The sequence below is a fragment of the Sphingosinicella sp. LHD-64 genome (genome assembly GCF_031157375.1).
Lineage (GTDB): Bacteria > Pseudomonadota > Alphaproteobacteria > Sphingomonadales > Sphingomonadaceae > Allosphingosinicella.
In genome coordinates this window covers 354,156-366,875 of record NZ_JAVIFV010000001.1, presented here as the reverse complement: position 1 = coordinate 366,875, position 12,720 = coordinate 354,156, and the positions used below count along the sequence as shown (strand labels likewise).

At 68.1% G+C, this 12,720-nt stretch carries 12 protein-coding genes; 6 read left to right on the top strand and 6 right to left on the bottom strand.

Annotated features, from left to right (window positions below; translation table 11 throughout):
* The first annotated feature begins 69 nt into the window (after positions 1-69).
* Positions 70-1,839, top strand: a complete 1,770-nt coding sequence (locus RCO27_RS01805) for a monovalent cation:proton antiporter-2 (CPA2) family protein (RefSeq protein ID WP_309000929.1) — start codon at positions 70-72, stop codon at positions 1,837-1,839.
* A gap of 90 nt (positions 1,840-1,929) precedes the next feature.
* The gene (locus RCO27_RS01800; protein WP_309000928.1) at positions 1,930-3,573 is read left to right on the top strand and encodes a caspase family protein; all 1,644 of its coding nucleotides are present in this window, start codon (positions 1,930-1,932) and stop codon (positions 3,571-3,573) included.
* Here RCO27_RS01800 and RCO27_RS01795 read toward each other — a convergent pair.
* Genes RCO27_RS01795 through RCO27_RS01770 form a run of 6 tightly spaced genes read right to left on the bottom strand, consistent with a single transcriptional unit; the run spans position 3,570 to position 8,790 of the window.
* Complete coding sequence (locus RCO27_RS01795; protein ID WP_309000927.1) at positions 3,570-3,755, bottom strand: DUF3008 family protein; 186 nt, start codon at positions 3,753-3,755, stop codon at positions 3,570-3,572. The genes RCO27_RS01800 and RCO27_RS01795 overlap by 4 nt on opposite strands.
* Before the next feature lie 51 nt (positions 3,756-3,806).
* Positions 3,807-5,084 carry an N-succinylarginine dihydrolase gene (locus RCO27_RS01790; RefSeq protein WP_309000926.1) on the bottom strand — a complete coding sequence of 426 codons (1,278 nt, stop codon included), beginning with the start codon at positions 5,082-5,084 and terminating at the stop codon, positions 3,807-3,809.
* A 3-nt stretch (positions 5,085-5,087) separates the two neighbouring features.
* Positions 5,088-6,107, bottom strand: coding sequence for an arginine N-succinyltransferase (locus RCO27_RS01785; protein WP_309000925.1), 1,020 nt, complete (start codon positions 6,105-6,107; stop codon positions 5,088-5,090).
* Entirely contained in the window at positions 6,104-7,312 is a 1,209-nt protein-coding gene (locus RCO27_RS01780; RefSeq protein WP_309000924.1) for a hydrolase, read from the bottom strand. The genes RCO27_RS01785 and RCO27_RS01780 overlap by 4 nt, the downstream gene beginning before the upstream one ends.
* A gap of 39 nt (positions 7,313-7,351) precedes the next feature.
* Positions 7,352-8,302: a DUF481 domain-containing protein gene (locus RCO27_RS01775; RefSeq protein ID WP_309000923.1), complete on the bottom strand. Its 951-nt coding sequence runs from the start codon at positions 8,300-8,302 to the stop codon at positions 7,352-7,354.
* A 17-nt stretch (positions 8,303-8,319) separates the two neighbouring features.
* Complete coding sequence (locus RCO27_RS01770) at positions 8,320-8,790, bottom strand: RNA pyrophosphohydrolase (RefSeq protein ID WP_309001891.1); 471 nt, start codon at positions 8,788-8,790, stop codon at positions 8,320-8,322.
* 251 nt (positions 8,791-9,041) lie between these two features.
* Between RCO27_RS01770 and RCO27_RS01765 the strand changes: the two genes are divergently transcribed.
* The 4 genes from RCO27_RS01765 to RCO27_RS01750 all read left to right on the top strand — a co-directional run bounded on the left by RCO27_RS01765 (position 9,042) and on the right by RCO27_RS01750 (position 12,690).
* Positions 9,042-10,922 (top strand): 2-oxoacid:acceptor oxidoreductase subunit alpha, encoded by a 1,881-nt coding sequence (locus RCO27_RS01765; protein WP_309000922.1) that lies wholly within the window; start codon positions 9,042-9,044, stop codon positions 10,920-10,922.
* Positions 10,919-11,116, top strand: a complete 198-nt coding sequence (locus RCO27_RS01760) for a hypothetical protein (protein ID WP_309000921.1) — start codon at positions 10,919-10,921, stop codon at positions 11,114-11,116. Before RCO27_RS01765 ends, RCO27_RS01760 begins: the two co-directional genes overlap by 4 nt.
* 84 nt (positions 11,117-11,200) lie before the next feature.
* Entirely contained in the window at positions 11,201-12,223 is a 1,023-nt protein-coding gene (locus RCO27_RS01755; protein ID WP_309000920.1) for a 2-oxoacid:ferredoxin oxidoreductase subunit beta, read from the top strand.
* A gap of 5 nt (positions 12,224-12,228) precedes the next feature.
* Positions 12,229-12,690 carry a hypothetical protein gene (locus RCO27_RS01750; protein ID WP_309000919.1) on the top strand — a complete coding sequence of 154 codons (462 nt, stop codon included), beginning with the start codon at positions 12,229-12,231 and terminating at the stop codon, positions 12,688-12,690.
* The last annotated feature ends 30 nt before the right edge of the window (positions 12,691-12,720 follow it).

Below are 12,720 nucleotides of genomic sequence, written 5' to 3'. Positions count from 1 at the left end.
TCCCCAATCTTCCGGCTTTGTGCCATCCTGACGCGATGAGCGCGAGGGAAGCAGGGGAGGGCGCGGACCATGGCTGAGGCCGCCCATGGGGTCGACCTCACCCAGGTCGTGGTCCTGCTCGGCGCCGGTGTCATCGCCGCGCCCCTGTTCAAGCGGCTCGGGCTTGGCTCGGTGCTCGGATATCTGGCGGCGGGTGTCGTGGTCGGACCGTTCGGCCTCAGGCTCGTCACCGAGGCGACCTCGATCCTCCATGTCGCGGAGCTGGGCGTCGTCCTGTTCCTGTTCATCGTCGGACTGGAGATGCGACCGTCGCGGCTCTGGGGCCTGCGCCGGCAGATTTTCGGGCTCGGCCTCGTCCAGGTCGGGGTCTGCGCGGCGCTGCTGACCAGCGTCGGCGTCCTCACCGGCTTTCCGGTCTCGCCCTCCTTCGTCGCCGGCGCCGGCTTCGTGCTCACCTCGACCGCGATCGTCATGCAGCTGCTCGCCGACCGTCGCGAGATGGCGACGCCCGCCGGGCAACGGATCGTTTCGATCCTGCTGCTCGAGGACCTGGCGATCGTGCCGCTGCTCGCCGCAGTCGCCTTCCTCGCGCCGATCGCGCCGGGCAGCACCAGCCAGGGCGCCGGGCTCGACTGGGCGGCGATCGGCATCGGCTTCGCCTCGATCGCCGGCCTGGTGATCGCCGGCCGCTACCTGCTCAACCCGATGTTCCGGTTCCTGGCGATCGCCGAGGCGCGCGAGGCGATGACCGCGGCCGCCCTGCTCGTCGTGCTGGGTGCCGCTCTGGCGATGCAATTGGGCGGCCTTTCGATGGCGATGGGCGCGTTCCTCGCCGGCGTCCTGCTCTCCGAATCCACCTTCCGGCACCAGCTCGAAGCGGACATCGAGCCGTTCCGCGGCATCCTGCTCGGCCTGTTCTTCCTCGCGGTCGGCATGTCGCTCGATCTCGGGGTGGTCGCCGCCAGCCTGCAGCTCATCGCCTTTTACGTGGCCGCCTACATGATCGTGAAAGGCGTCGCGATCTATGCGGTCGCCCGCCTGCTCGAGGCCCGCCATCCCGAGGCGCTGGAGCGCGCCGTGATGATGGCCCAGGGCGGCGAGTTCGCGTTCGTCCTCTATGCCGCCGCCACCGCCGCGGGCATCATCACCGGCGAACAGAATGCGATCCTGACAGCGATCGTCATCATCTCGATGGTGCTGACGCCGCTCGCGATGATCGTCCTGAAGCGCGTCCAGCCTGCGGAAGCGCCGTCCACCGACGGCGTCGATACGCCTGACGGCCTGACCGGCAGCGTGCTCATCATCGGCTTCGGGCGGGTCGGCCAGATCGCCAGCCAGCTCCTGCTGGAGCGCGGCCATTCGATCTCGATCATCGATACCGACGTCGAGATGATCGAGGCGGCCGCCGAGTTCGACTTCAAGGTCTATTATGGCGACGGCGCCCGCCTCGACATCCTGCACGCCGCCGGGGCGGGGCAGGCGCGGGCCGTGCTCGTCTGCGTCGACAATCTCGAGGCGGCGACCAGGATCGTCGAGGCGATGAAGGCCGAATATCCGCTGGTGCCGGTGCTGGCACGCGCCAACGACCGCCGTCATGCCGCCGAGCTGGTTCGCGTCAACGCCGACTACCAGATCCGCGAGACCTTCGAATCCTCGCTGATCCTCGGCGGCAAGGCACTGGAAGTGCTCGGCGCCAGCGACGACGAGATCATGGAGATCACGGCGCGAATCCGCGCCCGCGACGACGAGCGGTTCGCGCTCGAGCTGGCCGAGGGACAATATGCCGGCCGGGCGCTGTTTAGCGGCAAGGCGACTGCCGAGGATGCGACGGAACGCTGAGGCGGCCATTCAGCGCCGCTTCATTGCCGTTGCGGAATTTTCTCTGCCGCCGCGCTTGTCTCGCGCTGGTCGGGGTGGGGAGTGACGGGGATGAACCGGATCGGATTGGGCGTTGCCGTGGCGCTGGCCGCGGCGATGACGGGGCCTTCGGCAATCGCGCAGCGCGGCGATGCGCCGTCGCCGGCGGGGCTGGCGATCGGGCAGACGGTCGCCGGCGAGCTGACCTCGAACGATTCACAACGACGCTCGGGCAAGTTCGAGGACGTCTATGTGATCCAGGGGCGGCGCGGGCAGCGCATCGACCTCAGGCTCGCGTCCGATGCCTTCGATCCCTATCTCGTGGTCAGCGGGCCGGAGGGCTTCAGCCTCGGCAATGACGATGAGGAGGGCGGCCGCGGAGCGCTGCACAGCCGCCTCGTCCTGGAGCTTCCCCTGGACGGCACCTATCGCGTGACCGCGACCAGCTTCCGCGCCGGCGAGCTGGGCACCTATCGCCTGTCGGCCGCGCCTGCACCGGCCGGAATCGCGGCGACCCGGCCCGAGCCCGCCCAGCCGATCCGCGTCGGCGCCACGGTGAACGGCAGCCTCGCAGCCGGCGATGGCCGGCGCGGGGAAGGGGCTTGGTTCGACAATTACCGCTTCACCGCCCGGCGCGGCGAACGCGTCCGGATCGCGCTCGGCGCGGACAAGTTCGACACCGTCCTGACCCTGCGGCGGCCCGACGGCACCGAGGACGTCAGCGACGACACCGAGGAGGATGGCGAGACCTCGACCAACAGCCGCATCGACACCGTGCTCGCCGAGGACGGCGACTATGTGATCTCGGTCAGCAGCTTCCGGCCCGGCGAAACCGGTCCCTACCGCCTGTCGCTCGCCCAAAGTCCCGGCCTGCCGCGCCAGCTTGGCGTGCAGGGCGGCCCGCGGGTGATCGCGCTGCTCGTCGGCGTCTCGGATTATGAACGCACCTCGGATCTCGCCAACACCGATGACGACGCGACCGAGCTCTACGAGACGCTGCGCCGCGCCGGGCTGCTCCATCCGGCGAGCGTCGTCCTCACCAACTCGGAGGCGACGACCAAGACCGTGTCCGACGCGTTCCGGCGCGTCGCGGCGGCGGCAGGGCCGAACGACCTCTTCCTCTTCCTGTTCTCGGGCCACGGCAATCAGGTCGACGTGCCGGTGAGCGCCGCCGAGCTGGACGGCCGCGCCGAGACGATCGAGCTCTACGATGCCGCGATGACCGATGCCGAGCTCGCGCCGCTGTTCGCCGGCGTGAGGGCACGCATGTCAATGCTGGTGATCGACGCCTGCTATGCCGGCGGGTTCCGCAGCCTCGTCGACCGGCCGAACGTCATCGGCATGTTCAGCTCCGAGGAGGACCTGACCAGCCTGGTGGCGAGCCGCTTCCAGGCCGGTGGCTTCCTGTCCTATTTCCTGCGCGCGGGGATCACTGGCGAGGCGGACGACGATGGCGACCGGATCGTCACCGCGGGCGAGCTTTCCACCTATGTCCGCCGCCGGTTCCGCCGCGAGGGCGACGTGCCGGCGACGACACGGGAGGACGAGCGCAACTACCAGACCATCCTGGTCGAACGCGGCGGCGTGCATATCGACGACGTGATCGTCCGGCTGGGCACCCCGGCCCGGCTCGCCGCGGCACCGGCGGCCCAGCAGGCGTCGCTCACGACCGAGAGCGGCAAGCCACCGCTGGACGAAGAGGAGAAGCGGCGCTAGCCGCCGACATGTTCCGGCTTCCCCTTTCGCTTCGTCGAGGCCATCTTCTCGAGCTCCTTCTCGCTCATCGAACTGACCATCTGGCGCGACGCACCCCTGAGCTCGCTCTTGGGCGTGTCGCCGCGCTTGGCGGACAAGGCGGCGCCGGCGGCCTTCTGCTGGGCGGCGGACTTGGCAGGCATGGCGTTTCTCCTTCGCGGGAGAAAACGGATGCCCGCATGGTGCGGTTCCGATCAGGCCAGCTCGACGAGGTCCAGCAGCGATAGCAGCGCGGCGCGGGCGGCCTCGATCCTGCCCCACAGGGCTGAATCGGCAAGGTCCTCGGGCGCAATGCGTTCGGGCCAGAAGGCCTCGACCAGCGCGGCGATCCGACCGAGCTTCTCCTCGTCGACGAGGAAGCGGGGATCGACCGTCGCCGGATCGGCGACGACGCGCAGGCGTAGACACGCCGGCCCGCCGCCGTTTGCCATGGATTCGCGCACGTCGACCACCGCGAGCCGGCGGATCGGCCCGTTGCCGGCTGCCATCGTCTCCAGCCATGTCCAGACCCGCAGGGTCTCGCGCGCCTCGCCGGGAAGGACGAGCGCCATGGCTCTCCCGAGCGACGTCGAGGGGCCGCCTTCCGGCAGGGTGACCAGTTGGGCATTGAACAGATAGGATTTCACCGCCTCTTCGAGGCTGACCAGCGCGGCGGGCACCTCGACGATCTCGACCTCGGGCAGCAGCCGCCTCAAGTCGGCGTAGAAGCCGTCCTTGTCCTCGAACGCCTGCTCGTGGGCGAAGAGGACGCGCTCGTTCGCCACCGCGACGACGTCGTTGTGGAAGGCGCCCGCCGCGATCGCGGCTTCCGACTGGGCGACGAACAAGGTGCGTGCGGGATCGAGCCGGTTCAGCCGCGCGAGCGCCCGGCTCGCCTCGACATGCTGGCGCGCCGGAAAGGCGCCGCCGCGCACGCCGTAGACGAAAACCTCGATGCCGGGCGCATCATGGGAGGTGCACAGGCGCATATGGTTCGCGGCGCCCTCGTCGCCGAACGTCTCCGGGACGGGATCGTGGACCGCGAAATGCGCGTCGTCCGCGAAGGCGAGGCGAAGCTGCTCGAGCGTCGCCGGCCATTCGTGGCTGCGGTGCGCCATGGTCCGCAGGTTCGCGGCGGTGAGGTGGCAGCGTCCGTCCTCGGTGTCCGGGGCGGGGGAGACGGTCGCGGCATTGGCCGCCCACATCGCTGAGGCGGAAAATGCGGCGGCGCGCAGGGTCTCGTCGGCGGTCTCGGGAGAGACGGCGAGCGACTCCAGCCAGGCACGGTTCGGGCGCGGGTGCGGAAGCAGGATGCCCTGGGCGAGACCGAGCCCGAGGTTGTGGCGCATCTTCCCGATGCCCTGCAGCGCGGCGGCGCGGGGGTAGGCGGTGCTGCCCTTGTTGGCGGTGGCGGCGAGGTTGCCGAAGCTGAGCCCCGCATAATTGTGGCTCGGCCCGACCAGGCCGTCGAAGTTGATCTCCACCAGCGCCATCGCTCAGCGCCCGATCGCAAGGAAGCGGTCGCCAATGGCGAGGCCGAGCAGGCCGGCGGCGGCGGAGTCCAGCACCGCGCTGCCGTCGTCCGCGATCCGGACGTGGCCATAGCCCGAGGCGAAGCTTTTCAGCTCACCACCCGCGAGCATCATCTTCGGTCCCGGATCGGCATCGTCGATCACGCCCAGCACCAGTTCCTGCGCGTCGCGGACGGTCCGGACCTGATCGATCGGCGCGGACATGGTCGGCCCGCCGTCGAAAATGTCGATATAGCCGCCGCCGCTGAATCCCTCCTGCTCGAGCATCCGCATGGCGGCGCGGCCCGACGGGTGGGGGACGCCCATGATCGCCCGCGCGCTGTCCGGCAGGAGTGCGGTGTAGATCGGCGTCTTGGGCATCAGGTCGGCGATGAAGCGGGTGCCGTGCGCGCCGTTGAAGGCGTCCGCCTCCTGGAAGTTCATGTCGAAGAACCGCCCCGCGATCGCGTCCCAGAAGGGCGACCCGCCGGCCTCGTCGATCACCCCACGCAGCTCCGCTAGCACCTTCTCGGCGAAGCGCTCGCGGTGGCGGCGGATGAAAAGGTAGCGACTGCGGGCCAGCAGGACGCCGAGGCCGCCGGCGCGCTCGTTGGGGTGGAGGAAGAGGCCGCCGACCTCCGAGCTGCCCTCGAAATCCGTGCACAAGGTCAGCATCTCGGCGCGGAACGTCTTGCCGAGCTCGGGCGAGGTCTGGGTGAGATGGCCGATCCGGTAGGAATAGAATGGCTCGATCATGCCGACCCGGCTGAACACCTGGCAGGTGCCGCGGATCTGCCCGGTCTCGGCATTCTCCAGCACGAAGACGAAGAGGTCCCCCTTTGGATCGCCGTCGTCGCGCGAGAAGGCAGCCTCCGAACGGGCCAGCTTGGCCTTGAGCGTCCCCTTGTCGGCCGGCAGGTTGGTGAAGCCGCCGCCGGTCAGCTTCGCCATCTCATAGATCGCCTGGAAATCGTCCTCGCGCGCGGGCCGTACCCTGAAGCTCACAAACCCTCCCCCTTGGCCAGCCTCAGGATCGTGAGCGCGGACAGCTGGGCGCGCTCGGCCAGGCTGGCGGTGATCAGATATTCTTCGGACGAATGGATCGAACCGCCCCGCACGCCCATCGTGTCGACGACGGGAACGCCGCAGGCGGCGATGTTGTTGCCGTCGCATACCCCGCCGGTGTCGCGCCAGCCGATCTCCTGGCCAAGGTCTGCGCCGCAGCGGCGGACCAGCTCGAACAGCTCCTGTGCTCTGGCGTCCATTGGCTTGGGCGGGCGCCCGAAACCGCCATGGACGTGGATTCGCACGTCATGTGCCGCTGACACGGCTGCGACGGTCTCGTCTATCAAGGACCGGGCCCGCGCCTCATCCTCGGGCGTGGCCGGGCGCAGGTTGACGCGCAGCACGGCATGGTCGGGAACGACATTGTTGGGTCCGCCGCCATCGATCTTGGCCGGATTGATCTTGAGTCCGGAATCTTTCGCCGCGGCGAGACGCAGGGCGAGATCGGCGGCGGCAAGAAGGGCATTGCGGCCTTCCTCCGGATTGCGTCCGGCATGGGCCGATCGGCCTTCGATCCGGACCGAGAAATTGCCGCTGCCGGGTCGTGCACCGGCCAGCGTGCCGTCGGGCAGAGCGGATGGCTCGTAAGTCAGCGCCGCCTTCTTGCCGCGCGCTGCCTCGGCGATCAGCGCGGCCGAGCCCCCTGAGCCGACCTCCTCGTCGCTGTTGATGACGACCTCGTAGCCGAGCTCCGGCACGCCCACGGCTTCCACCGCCTTCAGGGCGGCGAGCATCACGGCGATCCCACCCTTCATGTCGGCGACGCCGGGTCCGCCGAGCACGCCATCCTCGCGCCAGAACACCTTCTGGAACGGGTGGTCGATGCCGAAGACGGTGTCCATGTGGCCGGTAAAGAGGAGTTGCACCGGCGCCTCGGAGCGGACCTTGAGATGCAGATTTCGGCCGTGCTCAGTCGGGTTCAGCGTCCCGTCCGGCGCCATCGCCTCGACCGGCGCAGCGTCCTTCAGAGCGAGTTCGCCCGGCAGGTCGGAAAACGCGTCGGCGAGAAGGCCGGCGACCGTTTCAAGCCCGGGGAGATGGCGAGAACCGCTGTTGACCGCGGCCCAGGCGGTGACCTGGTCGAGCAGCGGTGCCTCGCCGGCGCGCGCCATCGCTTCACGTTCCCGTCCGTCGAGCCTCTCCATCGCGCTTCCCTAGCCGGGGAACCGGCGCGCCGGAACCCCTCAGAAGGCGTAGACGAAGGTCACGCGGCTTTGCGTATCGGTGGCGACGCGGCCGAGCGTGGGGTCGCTCTCATGCTGGATATTGTAGGACATGCGGGCGGTGAGGGCGCCGATCAGCTGGGTTTCGAGGCCGGTCGCGGACGTGAAGGTGTTGCTCTGCGAATCCAGGAAGGCGGTGGCATTCTGGGTCAGCGTGACACCGGGCCGCAGCTGGAGCCGCGCATCGATCGCGGCGCGGCCGGAGATATCGAGCTCCGATCCGTTGTCGGTGAGCTGGGCATAGCGCAACGCCGGGCCGCCCTGCACATCGACCGTGAGGCGCCGCTGCTTGACCAGCGCATAACCGAGGCCGAGCGATGCGGAGTAGCGCGCGTCATAACCCAGCAACGGATCACGCTCGCCCTGGATGAGGCCGTAGGTCGAGAGCCGGTCACTGACCTTGTAGCGTGGCTCATAGGCGAACAGCAGCCGCTCCTGCGTGCGCACCCCGTTGGTTTCCTGGACCTCCGCGCTGGCGCGGACGGCATGGCGCCAGTTCACGCCCTCGCGCGTGAGGTTGAGCGAAGCATAGATGCCAAGATTGTCGGTATTGCCGGTCGAACGCGAGGCACCGACCTCGCCGCGGCCGGTCCAGTTGTCGAACAGTCCGGCGGTCAGCAGCCGCTCGCGCTCGGCGGCCAGCCTTGCCTGCTCGGCAGCCTGGCGCGCCGCGGTGCGTTCGGCGAGGCGATTGTCCAGTACCACGGCCTGGGTCGGGAAGGCGCGGCGGGCATATTTCACGACCGCATCGATCTCGGCATCGGTGCCGTTTTCGAAGGCGTCCTCGATCATCGCCTGTACGGCGGGCGGGATCGGCTCGATCGCCACCGGCGCAGGGAAGGGAGCCTGATCGGCCCAGGCGGGGGTGGCAGCCGCAAGCAAAGCGAGCGCGAGGAGCGTCCGGAGGGTCATTTCCTTGCCTTCGTGAATCAGAGCCATTCGGCAAAAGCTTCTAGAACATCCTCATACAGCTTCTTTTTAAATGGCACGATGAGATGCGGCAGCTCAGCCGATTCCACCCACCGCCAAGCGCGAAACTCGGGTTCCGGCGTCTCGATGTCCACATCGGAATCCGCGCCCAGGAAGCGCATCAGGAACCAGGTCTGCCGCTGCCCGCGCCAGTTCTTCTTCCAGACCTTGCCGACGAGGTCGGGCGGCAGATCGTAATAGAGTTCTTCCCTGGCCTGCGCGACCTGCGCGACGAGGCCGCGGCGGATGCCCGTTTCCTCCTCGAGTTCGCGCAGCGCCCCGTCGAACGGCGTCTCGCCTTCGTCGAGGCCGCCCTGCGGCATCTGCCAGGCGTCGAGGGCGTTATCGAGCCGCTGGCCGACCCAGACCTTGCGCTCGGCGTTGATCAGCATCACCCCGACTGCCGGGCGATAACCCAAAATTTCTCCCATCGGCACTCCTCGCGACACGAATCGTTTCCCATCTATGACGTCAGCCACGCCCGCGTTCCATAAGCGAACGCCCGCGTGGCAGATGGTTGTCGCGCGCGAGAGAGAGGTCTAGGGTCCGCGCGCAAACGGGATCGTCCGAAGCCGCCAGCGGTCCGGACGCGAATCCCGGAGAAGGGGAGCCTGATCCGAACCCCGCCGAGGCGCCGCTTCGGCCCGGTCCCACAGGCTCCGGATATTTGAGGAACTTGACCTTGGCCACGGCCAGACATTTCGTACCCCCCGAAGACGCCAGCCCCGATGCGCCACTCGAAGCGGTGGTGGTTCGCTTCGCCGGAGATTCCGGCGACGGTATGCAGCTGACCGGCGGGCAGTTCACCCTCTCGACCGCGCTCGCCGGCAACGACCTGGCGACCTTCCCGGACTTCCCGGCCGAGATCCGCGCCCCGCAGGGAACGACGTTCGGCGTCTCCGCCTTCCAGATCAATTTCGGATCGGCGGCGATCGAGACCGCGGGCGATGCGCCCGACGTGCTGATCGCGATGAACCCGGCGGCGCTCAAGACCAATGTCGGCGACTTGAAGGCCGGCGGCCTGATCATCGCCGACGAGGGCGAATTCGGGCAGCGCAACCTCGCCAAGGCGGGCTACGAGACCAATCCGCTCGACGACGACCAGCTCGCCAAATGGCAGGTCATGCGGCTCAACATCTCGCAGCTGACTCTCGACGCGGTGAAGCCGTTCGGCCTCGGCAACAAGGAAGCGCTGCGCTGCAAGAACATGTGGACGCTGGGCCTGGCGCTCTGGATGTTCGACCGCGAGCGCGACCCGATCGTCAGCTGGCTCAAGGCCAAGTTCGCCAAGGCGCCGGAGCTGGCGGAGGCGAACATCGCCGCGCTCAACGCCGGCCACGCTTATGGCGAGACGGCGGAGCTCGGCGGGCAGGTGACCCAGCACCATATCGGCGCGGCGCCGGCCGAGCCCGGCCTCTATCGCACCGTGACCGGCGCAGAGGCGATCTCGCTCGGCCTCGTCGCAGGCGCGAAGCTCGCGGGCCTGCCGATGTTCTTCGGCGGCTATCCGATCACCCCGGCGAGCGCGATCCTCCACCATCTCTCCCGCCTCAAGGAATATGGCGTCACCACCTTCCAGGCCGAGGACGAGATCGCCGCGATCGCCGCCTCGATCGGGGCGAGCTTCGCCGGATCGCTCGGCGTCACCTCCTCCTCGGGGCCGGGCATCGCGCTCAAGACCGAGGCGATGGGCCTCGCGATCATGACCGAGCTGCCGCTCGTCATCGTCAACTCGCAGCGCGGCGGCCCCTCGACCGGCCTGCCGACCAAGACCGAGCAGTCGGATCTCTACCAGGCGGTCTACGGCCGGAACGGCGACGCGCCACTGCCGGTGATCGCCGCCCGTTCGCCCGCCGACGCGTTCGACTGCGCGATCGAGGCCTGCCGGATCGCGGTCCAGTACATGACCCCGGTGATGCTGCTGACCGACGGCTATATCGCCAATGCCGCCGAGCCCTGGAAGGTGCCGGACATGGGCGGCTATGCGCCGTTCGAGGTCTCCTTCCACACCGAGCCGCCGGCGGAGGGCGAGGCGGTCAATCCCTATCGGCGCGACGAGAAGCTGAAGCGCGTCTGGATCAAGCCCGGAACGCCTGGCCTGATGCACCGGATCGGCGGCATCGAGAAGAATGTCGGCTCCGGCCATATCGACTATGCGCCGGCCAACCACCAGGCGATGACCGACATTCGCGCCCACAAGGTGCTGGGCATCGCCGACTCCTGTCCCGACCAGGACGTGTGCCTGGGCGAGGCGGGCGGCAGGCTCGCCGTCGTCGGCTGGGGCTCGACCTTCGGCCCGATCCACCAGGCCGTCCGCCGCGCGCGCAGGGCCGGCCAGGACGTCAGCCATATCCACGTCCGGCATATCTGGCCTTTGCCGAAGAATCTGGGCGATCTTTTAAGGTCTTATGACCGGATCATCGTTCCGGAAATGAATACCGGCCAGCTGAAGACGGTGCTGCGCGACCAGTTCCTGGTCGATGCCAGGCCGGTCAACAAGACGTCCGGCCAGCCGTTCAAGATCGCCGAAATCGAGGCGGCGATCGATGAGGCGCTGAGGTGACTTTCATCGTCCATTACGGCCTGCACGGCGCTGCCGCGGAGGAGTATCTGACGCCCCAGCAAGCCTTCGAGGGTTATCGCAGGCTGGAGCAAGGCGGGGCGAAATATCTCCAGGTGAGCGAGAACGGGCAGGACGTTCCGATCGAGGAACTGGCCCGGCGGGCCGGCGCCTCGGGCGAGGCGCCGGCGCCATGAACGGCCCGCCTCGCCTGCTTCCGCTGCTGCTCATGCTCGTCGTGGTGTGTGCGCTGATCTATTATTCGATGCGAGGATGACCCGATGACCGAGATGGTCAAGCTGACCCCCAAGGATTTCGCCACCGATCAGGAGGTGCGCTGGTGCCCCGGCTGCGGCGACTATGCGGTCCTGAAGGCCGTGCAGCGCACGATGCCCGACCTCGGCGCCGATCCGGCGAACACGGTGTTCGTCTCCGGCATCGGCTGCTCGAGCCGCTTTCCTTATTATATGGAGACCTACGGCTTCCACACGATCCACGGGCGCGCGCCGGCGCTGGCGACGGGGGTGAAGCTCGCCAATCCCGAACTCAACGTGTGGATCATCACCGGTGATGGCGACGCGCTGTCGATCGGCAGCAACCACACGATGCATGTTCTGCGGCGCAATCTCGACTGCCAGATCCTCCTGTTCAACAACGAGATCTACGGGCTCACCAAGGGGCAATATTCGCCGACCAGCCGGGTCGGCACCCGCTCGCCCTCGACGCCCTTCGGCTCGGTCGACCGGCCGGTGCGGCCCTGTGCCTTCGCCTTGGGCTCGGGCGCGCGCTTCGTCGCGCGCGCGATCGACGTCCACAAGAACCTGCCCGACGTGCTGAAGGCCGCCCACGGCCATCGCGGCGCGGCCTTCGTCGAGATCTTCCAGAACTGCATCGTCTACAATGACGACGTGTTCGCGCCGTTCACCGCCAAGGAGCATGCCGGCAAGCAGCTCTGGCTGAAGGCGGGCGAGCCGATGCTGTTCGACAGTGGCACCAAGGGCCTGACCCTCGATCGCGAGGCGCTGAACCTCAAGGTCGTCGATGTCGCGGACGGCGACTGGCAGGCGGCGGACGTCATCGTCCACGACCCCAAGAACAAGGCGGTCGCCCACATGCTGATCGACATGCCGATCGGCAGCTTCCCGATGGCGCTCGGCGTCATCTACGATGACCCGCGCCCCACCTTCGAAAGCGCCGTCCGCGAGCAGACCGAAGCCGCCATCTCCGGCAAGAGCGCCGATCTCCAGGCGCTCGTCTCCAAGGGCCAGACTTGGCAGGTCGAAAAGGAACCGCGCGAGGGCTGAGCGGGATGGCCCCGGACATACACGAGCTGGAGGTCTTCGCCGACTATTTCCAGTTCTATGTCTGCGATGAGGCGCGGAATACCGATACGGGCGAGGTCTGGGACCATGGGACTGTCGACCGGATGCTGGCGACCGGCCCCGATCTGATTGCCATTGGCACCGCGCGGAACATGGGCGTTCCCGTCCTTCTGGAAATCCATGCCACGCCTCCGGCCGACGATTTCGACGCGTGGGAACGTGTGATCGAATGCAGCTTCGCGGCTCCGAGCGGGACGATCGTGGTGGCGGGATGCACGGAATATTATCCGGATTGCCCGCGTTTCAGTGTCGAGCCCGGTGATTATGCGGCGCGCATTTCCTATGCCGGCTTGACGGACCTGTCCGAGAACGGGCTGGAGGGGAATGATCGGTATCGCGTGCAATTGTGGCCGGGCAAGCGACCCGAGGTGACGGTCATCAAGCGATGATGCACAGGCACCGGCCGCACAGGCAGCCGG

Bases quoted from the DNA above. Each gene is read 5' to 3' on its own strand.
- RCO27_RS01805 (WP_309000929.1), top strand. From the start codon at position 70: ATGGCTGAGGCCGCCCATGGGGTCGACCTCACCCAGGTCGTGGTCCTG.
- RCO27_RS01800 (WP_309000928.1), top strand. From the start codon at position 1,930: ATGAACCGGATCGGATTGGGCGTTGCCGTGGCGCTGGCCGCGGCGATG.
- RCO27_RS01795 (WP_309000927.1), bottom strand. From the start codon at position 3,755: ATGCCTGCCAAGTCCGCCGCCCAGCAGAAGGCCGCCGGCGCCGCCTTG.
- RCO27_RS01790 (WP_309000926.1), bottom strand. From the start codon at position 5,084: ATGGCGCTGGTGGAGATCAACTTCGACGGCCTGGTCGGGCCGAGCCAC.
- RCO27_RS01780 (WP_309000924.1), bottom strand. From the start codon at position 7,312: ATGGAGAGGCTCGACGGACGGGAACGTGAAGCGATGGCGCGCGCCGGC.
- RCO27_RS01775 (WP_309000923.1), bottom strand. From the start codon at position 8,302: ATGACCCTCCGGACGCTCCTCGCGCTCGCTTTGCTTGCGGCTGCCACC.
- RCO27_RS01770 (WP_309001891.1), bottom strand. From the start codon at position 8,790: ATGGGAGAAATTTTGGGTTATCGCCCGGCAGTCGGGGTGATGCTGATC.
- RCO27_RS01755 (WP_309000920.1), top strand. From the start codon at position 11,201: ATGACCGAGATGGTCAAGCTGACCCCCAAGGATTTCGCCACCGATCAG.
- RCO27_RS01750 (WP_309000919.1), top strand. From the start codon at position 12,229: ATGGCCCCGGACATACACGAGCTGGAGGTCTTCGCCGACTATTTCCAG.